This window comes from Caldicellulosiruptor morganii, from assembly GCF_026810225.1.
Classification (GTDB): domain Bacteria; phylum Bacillota; class Thermoanaerobacteria; order Caldicellulosiruptorales; family Caldicellulosiruptoraceae; genus Caldicellulosiruptor; species Caldicellulosiruptor morganii.
Genome location: NZ_CP113865.1, coordinates 646,947 through 665,905, shown reverse-complemented (window position 1 = coordinate 665,905; position 18,959 = coordinate 646,947). Strand labels below are relative to the sequence as shown.

Annotated in this window: 11 protein-coding genes; all 11 read right to left on the bottom strand. The window is 40.3% G+C overall.

All coding sequences use genetic code 11. The features are described 5' to 3' along the window. Positions 1–78 precede the first annotated feature (78 nt). A complete protein-coding gene (hflX, locus tag OTK00_RS03135; RefSeq protein WP_045170266.1) occupies positions 79–1,641 on the bottom strand; it encodes a GTPase HflX in 1,563 nt (520 codons plus the stop codon). Between the two features lie 108 nt (positions 1,642–1,749). Beyond that, the gene (gene tuf / locus OTK00_RS03130) at positions 1,750–2,952 is read right to left on the bottom strand and encodes an elongation factor Tu (RefSeq protein WP_013290055.1); all 1,203 of its coding nucleotides are present in this window, start codon (positions 2,950–2,952) and stop codon (positions 1,750–1,752) included. A gap of 90 nt (positions 2,953–3,042) precedes the next feature. Next, positions 3,043–5,118 (bottom strand): elongation factor G, encoded by a 2,076-nt coding sequence (gene fusA / locus OTK00_RS03125; RefSeq protein ID WP_045170267.1) that lies wholly within the window; start codon positions 5,116–5,118, stop codon positions 3,043–3,045. Positions 5,119–5,150: 32 nt separating this feature from the next. After that, positions 5,151–5,624 carry a 30S ribosomal protein S7 gene (gene rpsG / locus OTK00_RS03120; protein WP_045170268.1) on the bottom strand — a complete coding sequence of 158 codons (474 nt, stop codon included), beginning with the start codon at positions 5,622–5,624 and terminating at the stop codon, positions 5,151–5,153. Between the two features lie 79 nt (positions 5,625–5,703). Next, entirely contained in the window at positions 5,704–6,141 is a 438-nt protein-coding gene (gene rpsL, locus OTK00_RS03115; RefSeq protein ID WP_045170269.1) for a 30S ribosomal protein S12, read from the bottom strand. Positions 6,142–6,166: 25 nt separating this feature from the next. Then, positions 6,167–6,418, bottom strand: a complete 252-nt coding sequence (locus tag OTK00_RS03110) for a L7Ae/L30e/S12e/Gadd45 family ribosomal protein (protein ID WP_045170270.1) — start codon at positions 6,416–6,418, stop codon at positions 6,167–6,169. Between the two features lie 159 nt (positions 6,419–6,577). Next, positions 6,578–10,069 (bottom strand): DNA-directed RNA polymerase subunit beta', encoded by a 3,492-nt coding sequence (gene rpoC / locus OTK00_RS03105; protein WP_045170271.1) that lies wholly within the window; start codon positions 10,067–10,069, stop codon positions 6,578–6,580. Positions 10,070–10,098: 29 nt separating this feature from the next. Further along, complete coding sequence (rpoB, locus tag OTK00_RS03100; protein WP_082054661.1) at positions 10,099–13,782, bottom strand: DNA-directed RNA polymerase subunit beta; 3,684 nt, start codon at positions 13,780–13,782, stop codon at positions 10,099–10,101. Between the two features lie 280 nt (positions 13,783–14,062). Beyond that, positions 14,063–15,100, bottom strand: coding sequence for a chemotaxis-specific protein-glutamate methyltransferase CheB (gene cheB, locus OTK00_RS03095; protein WP_045170272.1), 1,038 nt, complete (start codon positions 15,098–15,100; stop codon positions 14,063–14,065). Between the two features lie 253 nt (positions 15,101–15,353). Beyond that, a complete protein-coding gene (gene thrS, locus OTK00_RS03090; RefSeq protein ID WP_045170273.1) occupies positions 15,354–17,273 on the bottom strand; it encodes a threonine--tRNA ligase in 1,920 nt (639 codons plus the stop codon). A gap of 126 nt (positions 17,274–17,399) precedes the next feature. After that, positions 17,400–18,878 carry an IS200/IS605 family accessory protein TnpB-related protein gene (locus tag OTK00_RS03085; RefSeq protein WP_045170274.1) on the bottom strand — a complete coding sequence of 493 codons (1,479 nt, stop codon included), beginning with the start codon at positions 18,876–18,878 and terminating at the stop codon, positions 17,400–17,402. Positions 18,879–18,959: the final 81 nt, after the last annotated feature.

Below are 18,959 nucleotides of genomic sequence, written 5' to 3'. Positions count from 1 at the left end.
ATTTCCCCCTTAAATTAATAATACCCTCTTTATGCATTATATTCAACTTGAGCATCTTAGAATGTGAAAAATCTTTATTTATATCCTCTCAACAATCATATCAAGAAGCCTGTCAATACCTGCTTTATTTTTAGCTGAAATAAAAACAGACGGAACCCGGTCAAAAATGTGCAAATCGAAAGAGTTGACTTTATCAATCTTGTTATACACTCTAATAATAGGAATGTTGTCAGCACCAAGCTGCTTTAGTAAATCCTCCGAGACTTTTATGTGTTCAAAGTAGAACGGGTCTGATACATCCACAACATTTAAAATTAAATTTGAATATCTCACCTCTTCAAGAGTTGAAGAAAAGGCTTCTACCAAATGATGTGGAAGGTTGCGTATAAAACCAACTGTATCTGTAACCAAAAACTCTTTACCTTTATGGTACACTCTTCTTGTTGTGGTATCAAGAGTAGCAAATAGCTTATCCTCAACAAGTACATCTGCTTTTGAAAGTACGTTCATCAAAGTTGATTTGCCGGCATTTGTATAACCTATAATAGAAACAACCGGGGCATTGTTCTCTATTCTACTTTTTCTCTGTATTTCTCTGCTTTTCTTTACCTTTTCAAGTTCCTTTTTGATCTCTTCTATACGTCTTTGGATATGTCTTCTATCAAGCTCAAGCTTTGTCTCACCGGGACCTCTTGTGCCAATCCCACCACCAAGTCTTGAAAGTATGGTCCCCATTCCACGAAGTCGTGGAAGCAGCGTAAGAAGCTGGGCAAGCTCCACCTGAAGTTTTCCTTCTTTTGTCCTTGCCCTTCTTGCAAATATGTCAAGTATGACGTCTGTTCTATCAATTACTTTTCTCAAAAGGGCCTCTTCAAGATTCTTTATCTGTGCCGGAGTCAGCTCCCTGTTAAAGATTACAACATCAATGTCTTTTTGCTGACATATTTGTAAGATCTCTTCCACTTTACCCCTGCCTATAAAATATGCAGGGTCTATGTTGCGTCTTACCTGGACAACCCTGTCAATTACCTTTACACCTGCTGTGTGACACAGGCTTTCAAGTTCATCAAACAGATATTTGTCAATTTCAGAATCACTTCTTGCCCACACATCAACCAAAAGAGCCTTTTCTTCAATCTTATCACTATCAATATCATAGATTTTTTCTCTTTCTTTTTGCTTTCGGTCAATTTCTGAAATTTTGTGTGATATGTCAAATCCATAGAAATACTCAACCTTAAAAGGACCGAGTATTTCAATATCTTTAAGTGCTTTACCCCAAAACGCTACAGTCGCTTCTTCTGTCTTTAGCGAAACTGTCATTATATAATCATATTTTTCCAAAATCAGTGTTGACAAATCACTCATAGAGGGGCTGGACTGGTTTGTCAGATGAGTATGGATGATGGCTGCTTTTTTCTGAGGCTTAAGTTTATCTTCAATCTCTATCTTATCCTTTTCTCCAATTACAACCTCTTCAATGTTACCCTTCCTGTTCATTATCACAGCAACTTCTTTATTCAGTTTCTGGGAGATTTCTTTTAAACCATTGTAGATAAACTGGTCTATCATATACTCGTCGCTTTTGTAGCGCCTGAGCTTTTCAATGAGGTCTCTGTAGTATTCTCTTATCCTTGCCATAAATCTTAAAACTTAAAGCCCCCTTTTGTAATTTTCTATATGTCAAAAAAAGCCCAAACCTAAGGGGGAGAAAACCATATCCCGTCCCATAGGCTTGGGCTTTTTTTATTACTCGATTATTGTTGTAACAGAACCTGCACCAACTGTTCTTCCGCCTTCACGGATAGCAAATCTGAGTCCTGATTCAATTGCAATTGGGGAAATAAGTTCAACTGTCATCTCAACATTGTCGCCAGGCATGCACATTTCAACACCCTCTGGTAGTGTAATAGTACCTGTAACGTCTGTTGTTCTGAAGTAGAACTGCGGTCTGTAACCGTTGAAGAATGGTGTATGTCTTCCACCCTCTTCTTTTGTCAGTACATAAACCTGTGCTTTGAATTTGGTGTGAGGTTTGATTGTGCCTGGCTTTGCAAGAACCTGACCTCTTTCAACCTCATTCTTCTGGATACCTCTGAGCAAGCAACCTACGTTGTCACCTGCAACTGCTTCGTCAAGTACCTTTCTGAACATCTCAATACCTGTTACAACAGTCTTCCTTGGCTCCGGTGCAAAACCAACAATTTCAACCTCTTCGCCTGTCTTGAGTGTTCCTCTTTCAACTCTACCTGTAACAACTGTACCTCTACCTGTAATTGAGAACACGTCCTCAATTGGCATCAAGAATGGTTTGTCAATGTCTCTTTGTGGTGTTGGAATGTATTTGTCAACCGCATCCATAAGCTCTAAAATGCACTGATACTCCGGTGCATTCGGGTCCTGTGATGTTGACTCCAACGCCTTTAAAGCAGAACCTTTAATGATTGGTACCTCATCACCAGGATAACCATACTTTGACAGAAGCTCTCTAACTTCCATCTCAACAAGCTCAATTAATTCTGGGTCGTCTACCATGTCTACCTTGTTGAGGAATACAACGATGTATGGAACGTTAACCTGTCTTGCAAGCAAAATGTGCTCTCTTGTCTGTGGCATTGGACCATCTGCTGCAGATACAACCAGGATAGCACCATCCATCTGAGCAGCACCTGTTATCATGTTCTTTACATAGTCAGCATGTCCTGGGCAGTCAACGTGTGCATAGTGTCTTGCATCTGTCTCATACTCAACGTGTGCTGTGTTGATTGTGATACCTCTTTCTCTTTCCTCTGGAGCCTTGTCAATCTGGTCATAAGCCATAAACTGAGCTTTACCTTTTAGCGCCAAAACCTTTGTGATTGCTGCTGTCAATGTTGTCTTACCATGGTCAACGTGTCCAATTGTACCTATGTTTACGTGTGGTTTTGTTCTTTCAAATTTAGCCTTTGCCATCCTCGTTTTATCCTCCTTCACGATAATAATATTTTTTGATTTATGTTAATGTTTAAAATTACAACCACGGCTTATGAATTATTTTATCATTTATTTGTTCTTCATTTCAAGAATCTTATCAGCAATATTCTTTGGAACCTCTTCATAGTGATCAAACTGCATTGTATATGTGCCACGACCCTGTGTTTTAGACCTCAGGTCTGTTGCATATCCAAACATTTCAGCAAGTGGAACATATGCACGGATAACCTGCGCATTTCCTCTGAGTTCCATACCTTCAATTCTACCTCTTCTTGCGTTAATATCACCCATTACATCGCCCATATACTCTTCGGGCACAACAACTTCAACCTTCATAATAGGTTCCAGCAGAACCGGGTCTGCCTTTTTCATACCCTCTCTGAAAGCCTGAGCCGCCGCAATCCTGAACGCCATGTCACTTGAGTCAACTTCATGGTAAGAACCATCAAACAGAGTTACTCTTACATCCACAACAGGATACCCTGCCAGAACACCTGTCTGCATAGCTTCCTGAACTCCCGCGTCCACCGATGGTATGAATTCTTTTGGAATCACACCACCAACAATCTTGTTAACAAATTCATATCCCTTGCCTCTTTCAAGCGGCTCAAGTTCAAGCCATACATGACCGTATTGACCTCTACCACCTGATTGCCTGATGTATTTACCTTCAACCTTGACCGACTTTTTAATTGTCTCTTTGTAAGCAACCTGTGGTTTACCAACGTTTACATCCACTTTGAACTCTCTTTTCATTCTGTCAACAATAATCTCTAAATGCAGCTCACCCATACCTGCAATTAGTGTCTGACCTGTTTCATGGTTTGTTGACACTCTAAATGTCGGGTCCTCTTCAGAAAGTCTTTGCAGTGCAATACCCATCTTTTCCTGGTCAGCCTTTGTCTTTGGTTCAATTGCAACCTGAATAACAGGCTCTGGAAATTCCATTGACTCCAGTATTATCGGGTGGTTTTCATCACACAGGGTATCACCTGTTGTTGTATTGGAAAGACCTATTGCTGCACAAATGTCACCTGCATATACTGCATCAATGTCTTCTCTGTGATTTGCATGCATCTGAAGAAGTCTTCCAACTCTCTCTTTCTTGTTCTTTGTTGAGTTATATACATAGGAACCTGCATGAAGTATACCCGAGTAAACCCTTAAGAATGTGAGCTTACCAACATATGGATCAGACATAATCTTAAACGCCAGAGCACAGAATGGCTCATCTTCACTTGTTCTTCTTTCAATCTCTTCGCCAGTGTCAGGCGAAAATCCTTTAACAGCTGCAATGTCAACCGGTGATGGTAAATAGTCAACAACAGCATCTAAAAGTGGCTGAACACCTTTATTTCTATATGACGAACCGCACAAAACAGGTGTCATTTGCATGTTTATTGTTGCTTTTCTTATAGCAGCTTTGAGCTCATCAACTGTAATCTCTTCACCTTCTAAATATTTTACCATGATCTCTTCATCTGTTTCAGCCACCGCTTCTAAAAGTTTTGTGCGATACTCTTCTGCAACATCTTTTACATCATCTGGAATTTCTGTCTCCTGAGAAACCTTACCAAGGTCATCTACATATATAATAGCCTTCATTGTAAGAAGGTCTACAACACCTCTGAAAGTGTCCTCTTTGCCAATTGGTACCTGAATCGCAACAGGGTTGGCACCCAGTCTTTCCTTCATCATCTCAATGACATTGAAGAAGTTAGCACCCATTATATCCATCTTGTTAACATACGCAATTCTCGGAACACGATACTTGTCCGCCTGTCTCCACACAGTCTCTGACTGTGGCTCAACACCGCCTTTTGCACAGAATACAGCTATTGCACCGTCAAGCACACGCAGAGACCTTTCTACTTCAACCGTGAAGTCAACATGCCCTGGTGTGTCAATGATGTTTATTCTGTGCCCTCTCCACTCACAGGTTGTAGCAGCCGAGGTTATTGTAATACCTCTTTCCTGTTCCTGTTCCATCCAGTCCATGGTAGCTGTACCTTCATGGACTTCTCCCAGTTTATGAACCTTACCGGTATAGAAAAGAATTCTCTCTGTTGTTGTAGTTTTCCCTGCATCTATATGAGCCATAATACCTATATTTCTTGTTTTTTCAAGCGGAAACTGCCTGGGCAATTTCTTCTGTCCTCCTTGTCAAAAAAGTAATATTACCATCTATAATGTGCAAATGCTCTATTTGCCTCTGCCATTCTATGTGTATCTTCTTTCTTCTTGACTGCACCGCCTGTATTGTTTGCTGCATCCATAATCTCTGCAGCAAGCTTTTCCCTCATTGTTCTTTTGTCTTTTCTTTCCCTTGCATATTCAACAAGCCATCTAACACCAAGCGAAAGTCTTCTGTCAGGTGATACTTCAATCGGAATCTGATATGTTGCACCACCAACTCTTCTTGGCCTTACCTCAAGTACTGGCATAACATTATTAAGTGCCTGTTCCAGCACCTCAAGCGGATCTTTACCGGTTTTTTCTCTAACTATATCAAATGCACCATATACTATCTTCTGTGCAATAGATTTTTTTCCATCTTTCATTACCTTGTTTATAAGCTTTGCCACCACTCTGTCATTATAGACTGGATCTGGCAATATTTCTCTTTTCTTTGCTGGTCCTTTTCTTGGCAAACTCTACCCCTCCTTTTTAAAAACTACAATCATCTTTTTTAAAGCTTGTATCCTGCTCTACGCTACCCTGTCATATTCATTATTTCTTTGCCGCGCCAGCTGCCTGCTGCTTTGGTCTTTTTGCTCCATATTTGGAACGGCCCTGTCTTCTGTTAGCAACACCAGCACAGTCAAGAGTTCCTCTTACAATATGGTACCTTACACCCGGCAGGTCCTTGACTCTTCCACCTCTTACAAGAACAACAGAGTGTTCCTGCAGGTTGTGACCAATACCAGGAATGTATGCTGTCACTTCAATACCATTTGTAAGCCTTACTCTGGCAACCTTTCTTAAAGCAGAGTTTGGCTTCTTTGGTGTAACAGTTTTTACAACTGTACAAACACCTCTTCTCTGTGGACAGCTTATATCATAGTACTTCTTTTTAAGTGAATTAAAACCTTTCTGGAGCGCTGGTGCTTTTGACTTATCAATCTTCTTTTCACGCCCATATCTTACAAGCTGGTTTATTGTTGGCATTCATTACACCTCCTTGTCGAAAATCTTATTCAATTATTGCGGCAGAGGATGCTGCCACACTTATACCGCAAATCTTTCCAAGTTCCTTTTTGGAATCAACAAACACAAGCTTTATACCTTTTTGTTTGCACATCTCTATAATATCCCTCACTACCCATTCGTCGCTATCTTTTGCCACGAATACTATTTTGGCTTTCCCTTTCTGGATAGCTTGGGCAGTTTGGCGCGCCCCTACTGTCTTAGGAGAAGTTTTTAAGGCTTCTAAGTCTGATGACAAATTCACTTCCTCCCTTTTTCACAATGGAAGGTGTAAAATTACACTCAAATATAATAACACTCAAATTATTTTATGTCAAGAAAGTTTGCTAAAGCAGCTTTTAGGCTTTTTCAAGGGGTATGCCTCTAAAAGTTCTATCGGGCATACCCCTTTTTTCTTTTATACTTTTTCTTGAACCACAATATTTCTGTATTTTGCCATTCCAGTTCCTGCTGGAATTAGCTTGCCTATGATAACATTCTCTTTAAGACCAATCAGTGGGTCCACTTTACCCTTAATTGCTGCATCGGTCAAAACTCTTGTTGTCTCCTGGAAAGATGCAGCAGACAAAAACGACTCTGTTGACAGTGCTGCCTTTGTAATACCCAGAAGCACCCTTCTTCCAAGAGCAGGACGTTTGCTTTCTGCTATCGCTCTGTCATTCTCTTCTTCAAACCTGTGAATCTCTACAATATCGCCCGGCAAAAGCTCTGTATCACCCGCATCTTCAATTTTGACCTTTTTCATCATCTGCCTGATTATTATTTCTATGTGTTTATCATTTATATCAACACCCTGCATCTTGTAAACTTTCTGGACTTCTGCCAGAAGATAGCTCTGAACCCCTCTTGGTCCTTTTATCCTCAGCAAATCATGTGGATTGAGTGAACCTTCTGTAAGTTCATCTCCTGCTTTTACATAATCCCCATCATTCACTTTCAACCTTGCACCATATGGCACTTCATAAGTCCTTTCCTCTCCATTGTCGTTGCGCACTGTGATAGTCTTCTTCTTATCTTCCTTTATAGAAACATACCCTTCTATCTCAGAAATTATAGCAACTCCTTTTGGTTTTCTTGCTTCAAATAGCTCTTCAACCCTCGGAAGACCCTGTGTAATGTCCTGCCCTGCAATACCACCTGTGTGGAATGTTCTCATTGTAAGCTGTGTTCCCGGTTCACCTATAGCCTGAGCAGCAATAATACCCACTGCTTCACCAACGTTTACCGGCTGTCCTGTGCCAAGGTCAAGCCCATAACACTTTGCACAAACTCCATATTTTGTTTTGCATTCAAGCACTGACCTTACATACACACTCTTTATACCAGCCTCTACTATTCTGTTTGCATTATTATCTGTTATAACCTCATTCCTTCTTACTATGATCTCTCCAGTTTGCGGATGTACAATATCTTCGGCAGCATATCTTCCTATTATCCTTTCTTCAAGCGTCTCAATTACCTCTGTGCCATCCCTTATCTCTTCCACCCAAACACCTTTGCTTGTACCACAGTCCTCTTCACGAACAATAATATCCTGAGCAACATCAACAAGTCTTCTTGTCAAATAACCTGAGTCAGCTGTTCTTAGCGCTGTATCTGCAAGCCCTTTTCTTGCACCATGTGTAGAGATGAAAAATTCCAGAACATTTAAGCCCTCTCTGAAGTTTGACTTAATAGGCATCTCTATGGTCTTTCCGGATGGATTTGCCATAAGCCCACGCATACCTGCAAGCTGGCTTATCTGATTTTTTGAACCTCTCGCCCCCGAGTTTGCCATCATGTATATCGGGTTAAACTCATCAAGATTCTGGATAAGTTCCTCTGTTATCCTGTCCTTTGTCTCATTCCACACAGTAATTACCTGTTCATATCTCTCCTCATCCGAAATCAATCCATGCCTGTATAGCTTTTCAATCTCCTCAACCCTTTGCTCAGCCTCTGCTATGAGCTTTTGCTTAACCTCTGGAATTACCATGTCGGATACAGAAATTGTGATTGCTCCCCTTGTTGAAAATTTAAATCCAAGCTCTTTTATCTCATCCAAAATCTCTGCCGTTTTAGTATTTCCATAAACTTTTATACACCTGTCAATGATTTTGCCCAGCATTTTTTTATCAACAAGCGTATCTATCTCGTACTTTATCCAGTTCTCCTTTTTGCTTCTGTCGACAAATCCCAGGTTCTGTGGAATTACTTGATTCAGTATAATTTTCCCTACAGTTGTCTCAACAATTCCCGAAACAACCTCACCGTCTTTCTCAACCGTCCTCTTTACTTTGATTCTGGCATGTAGCCCCACCGCTTTATGATCATACGCTAAAAGCGCCTCATCCTCTGAGGAGAATATCATCCCTTCGCCTCTGTCACCCTTCTTCTCAAGCGTCAGGTAATATATTCCCAGAACCATATCCTGGGTTGGAACCACAATAGGCTTACCATCGGCAGGTTTTAGCAAATTGTTCGCAGAAAGCATTAAAAACCTTGCCTCAGCCTGTGCCTCTGCAGACAGTGGAACATGCACCGCCATCTGGTCGCCGTCAAAGTCAGCATTGTATGCTGTGCACACCAGAGGATGGAGTCTTATAGCTCTTCCTTCAACAAGTACTGGCTCAAATGCCTGAATACCAAGCCTGTGCAATGTTGGAGCACGGTTTAGCAAAACCGGATGGTCTTTTATAACTTCTTCCAGTATATCCCATACTTCACTTCTCTGTCTTTCCACTGCCTTTTTGGCGTTTTTGATATTGTTGCAAATTCCTTTTTCAACAAGCTTTTTCATAACAAAAGGCTTGAAAAGCTCAAGTGCCATTTCCTTTGGAAGACCACACTGGTATATTTTTAGCTCCGGTCCAACAACAATAACAGAACGTCCTGAATAGTCAACACGTTTACCCAGAAGGTTCTGTCTGAACCTTCCCTGCTTACCTTTTAACATATCAGACAAAGACTTAAGAGCTCTGTTTCCTGGACCTGTGACAGGTCTGCCACGTCTTCCGTTATCAATCAGTGCGTCAACCGCTTCCTGAAGCATCCTCTTCTCATTTCTGATTATTATGTCGGGCGCACCCAGGTCAATCAACTTTTTCAAACGATTATTTCTGTTTATAACTCTCCTGTAAAGGTCATTCAAGTCAGATGTTGCAAATCTCCCACCATCAAGCTGCACCATCGGGCGAAGCTCAGGTGGAATTACTGGTATTACGTCTAATATCATCCACTCGGGTCTGTTACCTGACCTTCTGAACGCCTCAACAACTTCAAGCCTTTTTATTATTTTCAGTTTCTTTTGCCCTGTTGCCATTTCAAGCTCTTCTCTTAGCTCCTTTGAGAGCTTATCCAAATCTATTTCCTTTAAAAGCTCCTTTATAGCTTCTGCACCCATTCCCGCTTTGAATCTGTCACCATATTTCTCTTTAAGCTCTCTGTATTCTTTTTCAGACAAAATCTGCTTCTTCTCTAAGTTAGGTACATCGCCCGGGTCAATTACAACATACGCTGCAAAATACAGGACCTTTTCTAAGTTTCTTGGTGTCATGTCAAGTATAAGTCCCATTCTGCTTGGTACACCTTTGAAATACCAGATGTGAGAGACGGGGGCAGCAAGTTCAATGTGCCCCATTCTCTCACGTCTTACTTTTGATTTTGTTACCTCAACACCGCATTTGTCACATACAACACCTTTGTATTTCACTTTTTTGTACTTTCCACAATGACACTCCCAGTCCTTTGTCGGACCAAAAATCTTTTCACAAAAAAGCCCATCTTTTTCGGGCTTCAATGTTCTATAGTTTATAGTCTCGGGTTTTTTTACCTCGCCTCTTGACCATTCTCTAATCTTTTCAGGAGAAGCAAGGCTAATCTTTATGGCATCAAAGTTGAATAAATCCATTCCACCTCACACCCACCTTTTTGAGGTTTTTACTCGTCAAAATCATCGTCTGCACCCTCGTCTTGCTCATTGACTGCATCCATTAAATCCTCATAGAATTTTTCTCTGTCTTCTTCAACATCTTCAATATCCTCAAGTCCCTGTTCAAAACCTGTCAGACCCTGTATTTGCTCATCTTCATCTACAGATTCTTTGAGCTCTATCTCTTTGTTATCCTCAGACAGTAGTTTCACATCAAGGCACAAGCTCTGGAGCTCTTTTACCAGAACCTTAAACGACTCAGGTATACCCGGCTCTGGAATATTCTCTCCCTTTACAATTGCCTCATAGGTCTTTACTCTACCGGTGACATCGTCAGATTTCACAGTCAAAAGTTCCTGCAATGTATACGCAGCTCCATATGCTTCAAGCGCCCAGACTTCCATCTCACCAAATCTCTGCCCGCCAAACTGAGCTTTACCACCAAGTGGTTGCTGTGTAACAAGTGAATAAGGACCTGTTGAGCGTGCGTGAATCTTATCATCAACAAGATGCACAAGCTTTAGCATGTACATATAACCTACAGTGACTTCATTATCAAATGGCTCACCAGTTCTTCCATCATAGAGTACTGTTTTCCCACTTGGTGAAAGCCCTGCAAGTTTTAAAGCCTCTTCTATATCCTCTTCCTTGGCACCGTCAAACACAGGCGTTGCTACTTTCCAGCCAAGTGCTTTTGCTGCATAACCTAAGTGCGTCTCCAAAATCTGCCCGATATTCATACGCGATGGTACACCCAGCGGGTTCAATACAATATCAACCGGAGTACCGTCGGGTAAAAATGGCATGTCCTCAACAGGCAGAATTCTTGAAATAACACCTTTATTACCATGCCTTCCTGCCATCTTGTCGCCAACCGAAATTTTTCTTTTCTGGGCAACATATACCCTTACAAGCTGATTTACACCCGGTGGTAGCTCATCGCCTTTGTCACGGGAGAACACTTTCACATCAACAACTATTCCACCCTCACCATGAGGTACTCTCAAGGATGTATCCCTTGTTTCTCTTGCCTTTTCACCAAAAATAGCTCTCAAAAGCCTCTCTTCGGCAGTGAGCTCTGTTTCCCCTTTTGGTGTAACTTTACCTACAAGAATATCTCCACTTTTTACTTCTGCACCAATTCTAATAATTCCCCTTTCATCCAGGTCCTTGATTGCATCCTCACCTATATTTGGTATGTCTCTGGTTATCTCTTCCGGACCTAACTTTGTATCCCTTGCCTCACATTCATATTCTTCTATATGAATGGATGTATATACATCTTCTTTTACAAGCCTTTCAGAGATTAATATAGCGTCTTCATAGTTATAGCCTTCCCATGGCATGAATGCAACAAGAACATTTTTGCCAAGCGCAAGCTCGCCATGGTCGGTTGATGGTCCGTCTGCTATAACCTCGCCTGCCTTTACTTCCTGCCCCTTTTTCACAATTGGTCGCTGGTTAAAACACGTCCCCTGGTTTGTCCTCTTAAATTTCAAAAGATGATATACATCCTTTGTGCCATCATTATTCTTGATGACAATCTCATCGGCAGAAACCTTCTCAACAATACCGTCTTTCTTGGCAACTACGCAAACACCAGAATCCACAGCAGCTCTATACTCAACACCTGTGCCAATAATTGGTGACTCTGTCATCAGAAGTGGAACAGCCTGCCTCTGCATGTTGGAGCCCATGAGCGCGCGGTTTGCGTCGTCATTTTCCAAAAATGGTATTAATGATGTAGACACTGAAACAATCTGTTTTGGTGATATATCAACAAGGTCTACCTCATGCTTGTCAACCTCAATAATATCCTCTCCAAATCTTACTGTAATTCTCTGGTTTACAAATCTTCCTTCATCATCTACAGGTTCTGTCGCCTGAGCAATTTTGTATGTGTCCTCTTCATCTGCCGTAAGATATATCACCTCATCAGTAACTCTTCCTTCTTTCTTATCCACCTTTCTGTAGGGTGTCTCCAAAAAGCCATATTCATTGACTCTTGCATATGTTGCTAAGGATGTTATAAGACCGATATTGGGTCCCTCGGGTGTTTCAATAGGACACATTCTTCCATAGTGAGAATGATGAACGTCCCTTACCTCAAACCCTGCTCTGTCTCTTGAAAGCCCCCCTGGACCAAGTGCAGAAAGTCTCCTTTTGTTTGTCAAAGCTGCAAGCGGGTTCACCTGGTCCATAAACTGAGAAAGCGGGCTTGAACCAAAAAATTCCTTAATTGCAGCTGTCACAGGACGTATATTTATAAGCGTTTGTGGTGTGACAGAAGCAATATCCTGTATGTTCATTCTCTCCCGGATAACCCTTTCCATTCGTGCAAAACCTATTCTGAGTTGGTTTTGCAGCAGCTCACCCACCGCTCTTACTCTTCTGTTTCCAAGGTGGTCTATATCATCTGTATGACCAATACCATATTTTAAGCCCAGGAAATAGCTTGTTGCAGCAAATATATCATCTATTGTGAGACAATACGGTACAAGTTCTCTTTCTCTCTCTTTAATTAACTGTTTAATTTCACTCACATCGCTGGTCGCAGACAGAATCTCTTTGAGAACAGGTAGATATACAAGTTCTCTGATGTTCAAATCAGAGACATCAAAATCCACATACTTTTCAAGCTTTACTGTATTGTTTCCAACCACTTTGAATACTCTGCTGTCTTCTATATATATTAAAACCTCATTAATACCTGCATCCTGAATAGCAAGTGCTGTTTCTCTCGATATTATTTCACCCTCTTTTACAAGTATCTCCCCTGTTGTTTCATCAACAACATCCTGGGCAGCTCTTTTGTTAAAAATTCTCTTCCACAATGATAATTTTTTATTTAACTTGTACCTTCCTACCTTTGCCAGATCATATCCTCTTGGATCAAAATACATTCTTTTCAGCAAACTTCTTGCATTTTCAACATTCGGTGGCTCACCAGGTCTGAGCCTTCTGTAAATCTCCAAAAGTGCATTTTCAACCGGATTTCCAAGCTCGCCTTTGTTGGCTTCTTTCTCAAGAGAAGCTTTTAACCTCTCATCCTCACCAAATTTGTCAAATATTAGTTGCTGATTGTAAAGTCCCAGTGCTTTGAGGAATGTTGTCAATGGCACTTTCCTTGTTCTGTCCAGTCTGACAGACAAAAGCTCGCTGGTGTCTGTTTCAAACTCAAGCCATGCACCCCTGTTTGGAATCACAGTGCCAGAAAAAATCTTGCGACCCTGTTTGTCAATTGAGGATGCAAAATAACACCCAGGTGATCGTATGAGCTGGCTTACAATTACTCTTTCTGCCCCATTGATTATAAATGTCCCTGTTTCGGTCATAATTGGAAAATCGCCCATATAGATGTCCTGTTCTTTTATCTCACCTGTTTCTTTGTTAATCAATCTCACTTTAACCTTGAGAGGTCTTGCGTACGTTGCATCTCTCTCTTTACATTCTTGCTCAGAATACTTTGGTGGTCCGTCAAAATAGTAGTCCACAAACTCCAAAAGCAAATTCTCTGAGTAGTCCTTGATAGGAGATATCTCTTTTAAAACCTCTCTGAGTCCTTCGTCTAAAAACCACTGAAATGACTTTTTCTGGATTTCCAGCAGATATGGCAAATCCAGAACTTCTTTTACTTTTCCATAGCTCATTCTCTGTACTTTTCCATATTGCACAGGACGAGGTAGCGCCAACTAAATCACCTCTTAAAAAAATTTCCTTCTCTTTAATATTGTTTCCTTAAACTTACAAGTGCATTCATGAAAGTATCTATATCGACATCAAGCTTTTTTAGACCAGTCTTTGTTGAAAGGAATTCACAGCCATATTAACGCATTTTGTTATTATAACACAAGCACTTTTTTGTGTCAATTAACTGAAAAATTTTTTGTTGCACAAAATTAAAGATGACCACTGTCAAATTTTTGTGGTCATCTACAGCTAGAATCAAAAAAATTTTTAAAAATTATTATCCTAGAGCATATTTAATAACCCAACAATCTCATGAGGACTCATAACAAATTCAATTGCTCCTTTTTCAATAGCTGCCTTTGGCATTCCAAAGACAACGCATGTCTTTTCACTCTGCGCAATAGTAATTGCTCCTTTTTTTCTCATCTCCAGTATACCATCACTTCCATCAGAACCCATCCCGGTCATAACTATACCTATGGCATCTTTGCCACATGCCTCTGCAATTGAGCTAAAAAGAATCTCAGCAGATGGTTTGTGGCTCTTTATCTTTTCAAGGTCAAGCACTCTTGTGTAAAGTTTGCCCGCTTTCCCTTCAACAGCCAGGTGATACCCACCTTTTGCAATGTATATACACCCCGGTTTTATTTCTTCCCAATCCTCTGCTTCTTTGATACATTTGGATGTAATAGAAGCAAGCCTTTCTGCAAACGGTTTTGTAAAGTTCGGTGGCATGTGCTGCACAACCAGAACTGGAATAGAAAAATCTTTCTTGAGGTCCTTAAACATCTTTTCTAAAACAGGGGGGCCCCCTGTTGATATCCCAATACCCACAACCTTTGCAGCTTTTGCTCTTTCAATTAGATTATCCTCTACTGACATTTTGAAATCTTTTATATCGTCGGTTACAGCTTTTGTAATTTGTGGTATCCTGTATTCTTTGCACGCAGCAGTTACTTTCTTGATCAGTTCACTCTCGAACTCTTTTATTTCTTCCTGTGTTGATGGCTTTAGTATATAATCAAATGCACCTGCTGACAATGCTTCAAATGTTGTATGTGCACCGGGATAGGTATATGCACTTATCATTAAGATTTTACTGTCTGAAATCTCTTTTATCTTCTTTATAAGTTCAACACCATTCATATATGGCATCTCATAATCAATGGTTATAACATCAAATTTAAATTTCCTCACTCTATCAAGTGCAATAAGAGGTGTTTGCGCAACCATTACAGAAAACATTCCTGTTTGTTCCAAAATTGACTTGATGAGCTGCCTCATAAATGCTGAATCGTCAACAACCAGTACTCTGTACATAAGCCATTCACCTTATTATGATATTGTTTATTAATATTTATTCCCAAAAATGCTATAATCAAAACAGACCATTTTTCATAAACTTTGCACAACCTCATCGGCCAGTCCCAAAAATTCATACAAATGCAATATTGTAAATCTTTCTCTTGATCCTTTTAAGTAATTCATAAATAACAAAAAGAATTTAAAAAAGGCTGCCATAAAACAGCCCCAAAAGCATTCAAGCAAACATCAATCAAAGGCAGCCTTCTTTTTATTCCAGAGCCTTTTTCTCTACTTTCTCCTTAACCATTGATATAAACTGGTCAACCGTAAAAGTTCCCAGATCACCTTTCTTTCTGTCCCTTACAGATATAGTATCTTCTTTTTTCTCTTTTTCGCCAACTATCACCATATAAGGTATTTTTTGCAGCTGAGCATCTCTTATCTTATACCCCACTGTCTCAGACCTGAAATCTTCCTCAACTCTGAATCCATTTTCCTTCAGTATTTGAGATATTTTTGCTGCATAATCATTGAAATTATCGGATACCGGTATTACTCTTATTTGAACAGGTGCCAGCCAAACAGGAAACGCACCGGCAAAGTGTTCAGTAAGTATGGCAATAAATCTCTCTATACTTCCAAAGATAACCCTGTGCAGCATTACCGGTCTGTGCTTTGCACCATCTTCACCTATATAATACAGGTCAAACCTTTCTGGCATCTGAAAATCAAGCTGAATTGTCGCACACTGCCATGTCCTTTTCAAACTATCTTCAAGATGAAAATCAATCTTGGGACCATAAAAAGCACCATCACCTTCATTTATCTTGTAATCTATACCCAGTTCCTCTAAAGCTTCTTTAAGAGCAGTCTCTGCCATATTCCACTGCTCATCTGTCCCCATTGAGTTTTCAGGTCTTGTTGAAAGCTCAACATGATATTTGAAACCAAATACACTGTAAAAATAGTCAACAAGATCAATTACACCCTTTATTTCATCCTTTATCTGCGAAGGCAACATGAATATATGAGCATCATCCTGTGTAAAACACCTTACCCTCATAAGACCATGCAATACACCGGATAACTCATGCCTGTGAACTAGCCCAAGCTCACACAAACGCTGAGGAAGTTCTCTGTATGAATGTGATTTTCTCTTGTATACCAGTATGCCACCAGGACAGTTCATAGGCTTTATGGCAAACTCCTGATCATCTATTCTGGTAAAATACATATTTTCTTTGTAATGGTCCCAGTGACCTGACTGAACCCAAAGGTCTTTTGTCAACATTATAGGAGTTCTTATCTCCTGATAACCTCTTTTTTTATGCTCCTGTCTCCAAAAGTCTTCCAGAATGTTTCTTATAACCATCCCCTTTGGCAGGAAGAAAGGAAATCCCGGTCCTTCCTCAAATATATCAAACAGATCAAGTTCTCTTCCAAGCTTTCTATGATCTCTTTTCTTTGCCTCTTCAAGCATTGTAAGGTATTCATCAAGCTGTGACTTTTTCTCAAACGATATTCCATAAACTCTTTGAAGCATTTTATTTTGAGAATTTCCACGCCAGTACGCACCTGCTACAGAAAGCAACTTGAAAGCTTTTACTCTGCCTGTCGAAGGAAGATGTGGACCTGTGCAAAGGTCAACAAACTCCCCCTGTTTGTAGAATGAAATAACTTCGCCTTCCGGAATTTCTTTTATAAGCTCAACTTTATATGGCTCATTCCTATCTTCCATAAGCTTTATAGCATCCTGCCTTGAGAGCTCAAACCGCTCTATTTTCAAATCCTCTTTGATTATTTCCTGCATCTTTTGCTCTATTTTTTCTAAAATCTCTGCTGTAATGGACTCCTGAACATCAAAGTCATAATAAAAACCGTTGTCAATAGCAGGTCCAATGGCAAGTTTCACCCCATCACCAAAAATCCTTTTTACCGCCTGGGCCAGGATATGTGAAGTTGTATGCCAGTAAACTTTCTTTCCTTCATCGCTTGAAAATGTAACAACTTCAAAATTGCAATCCTCATACAAATTTGTCCACAGATCTTTTAAAACCCCGTTTATCTTGCATGCAACCGCCTCTTTGTAAAGTTTCATGCTAATTGATTTTACCAGATCCAAAGCACAGGTTGACTTTTCAACTTCAATTACTTTTCCATCCGGAAGAGTGACTTTTACTTTTTCCATTTAAAGCTTTTCCTGGTCAACCAATACTGTGCAAAATTGTACAGTATTGGCGGCTGGGGTATTTGTAATCCGCCATCTCAAGACTTTCCCAGCCCCAGCAGGCGGTATTTGGGAAAGCCATAGCCCCTACCCCAAGAAGTAGGAACTTGCGCCGATTTTCGGTCCCCCCACTTGCCCTGAAACCAATATCCGTTTCAGGACAGACATGTCTCGCAACACCCTGTCAGGGGAGAGTGGTGTTACCACCGCTACCCTGAGAACTCGCCAGAGATTGTAGCCTGCACTACAGCTAATCGCACTTGTTCCATCCAGAGGTGCAAATAGCCTCCCTGGCTCACTCCCAGAGCTTTGTATCTTCCGCATTACATATTCAATCTCTTTGATTTGTTTCCTTCTCAAGTAAACATTTTTAACTTCTTTTCTCACATACCCTTTTAGCTCTTCTAAACTACTGGCATCAAGATTATTTAAAAGCTTCATGTAGTTTGCAGGTATCCTCTCTTTTTTTCCAAGTCCTCTTCTTGCTATCACATATGCGCTTGCAACATCTTTGCTTATCATAAACTGCGGTGCGAACTTTAGCATCCCTATCACTGATGTGTACGCAGGATTTACTTCTATAACCTCTATCCCTTCTCGTTTTGCTGAAATCTTGATTTTGTCTAAAAGCGACCTGTAACTGAAAAAATGTCTTATCCGTCTTGATTTTCTGAAAGAAAAATCTCCTCTTTGCCCTTTGTCTTTTATATCAAGCCTCTCTATCACAATAGCTTTTCTTTTCTCTTTTGCAATCTTCACAACCTCATGCGCATACTGCCACCTGTAATACTCTCTTTTTTCAAAACTTCCACTTTCAAGCTCTGGCATTGGAATCTTGCCATGGCTTATAAACTGTCCGCTTCTGTCCACCTCTACCCATGCCATGTGATTTGGATATGCATTTGTATCTATACCTATAGCACCATTTTCCTTGGTTATTTCTGTCGCCGGAAAGAGTTCTTCTGCTGAAAAGTAAGCATACACATTCCCATTTTTGAGTTTTAGCTCTACAGAATAAGGCACTCCAAGGGTAGCAATCTCCTGTAAAATTTGTCTTCTATCTTTGCCTTTCTTATAACCAGCTGACAATCTTGCAAATACATATTTTCTATCTCCTACATTTATCCTCAAAAATGTGCCTCTTTCATTTGTCACAATCCTTGTGTTTAAGTTCCCTTTCTTGCTCCTGTCCCCTCTTGAATATAAATTCCCTTTCCTTTTTTCCTGCCACTCAATCTTGAGCTTTTTATAAGGCTTGCCATTTATATGCCGCTTTTTGAGCTTTTCAAAAAGCTGCCTGCCGCCAAAGATAGCTTTCCTCGGGTCTTCTCCTCTTTGCTTGCAGGACTCTAAAACAGCTTTTGCTTTCATTATTGCATCATCTACATACCTTGAGTTCAAATAAAAAATCCCCTGCAAATCTTTTTTGAGGCTATTTCTATCAAAGCCTTCTAAAAGCCTTTTGTATGCAAATCTCATGCATGAAGACCATCTTCTCATAAGCTCAAGTATCTTTTGCTTGTCTTCATAACTTTCAAAAATAAGCTTGGTCTGAACTGTTACCACGTTTTTTTACACCTCTTATTAAGGCTCTTCTGCTGGTAGCATATATATTACCAACCTTTTGCATACAGAATAACTTTTAAT

Coding starts and splice junctions, on each gene's coding strand:
- hflX (WP_045170266.1), bottom strand. CDS start 1,641: ATGGCAAGGATAAGAGAATACTACAGAGACCTCATTGAAAAGCTCAGG.
- tuf (WP_013290055.1), bottom strand. CDS start 2,952: ATGGCAAAGGCTAAATTTGAAAGAACAAAACCACACGTAAACATAGGT.
- rpsL (WP_045170269.1), bottom strand. CDS start 6,141: ATGCCAACAATAAACCAGCTTGTAAGATATGGGCGTGAAAAGAAGATT.
- rpoC (WP_045170271.1), bottom strand. CDS start 10,069: ATGGATTTATTCAACTTTGATGCCATAAAGATTAGCCTTGCTTCTCCT.
- cheB (WP_045170272.1), bottom strand. CDS start 15,100: ATGTACAGAGTACTGGTTGTTGACGATTCAGCATTTATGAGGCAGCTC.
- thrS (WP_045170273.1), bottom strand. CDS start 17,273: ATGGAAAAAGTAAAAGTCACTCTTCCGGATGGAAAAGTAATTGAAGTT.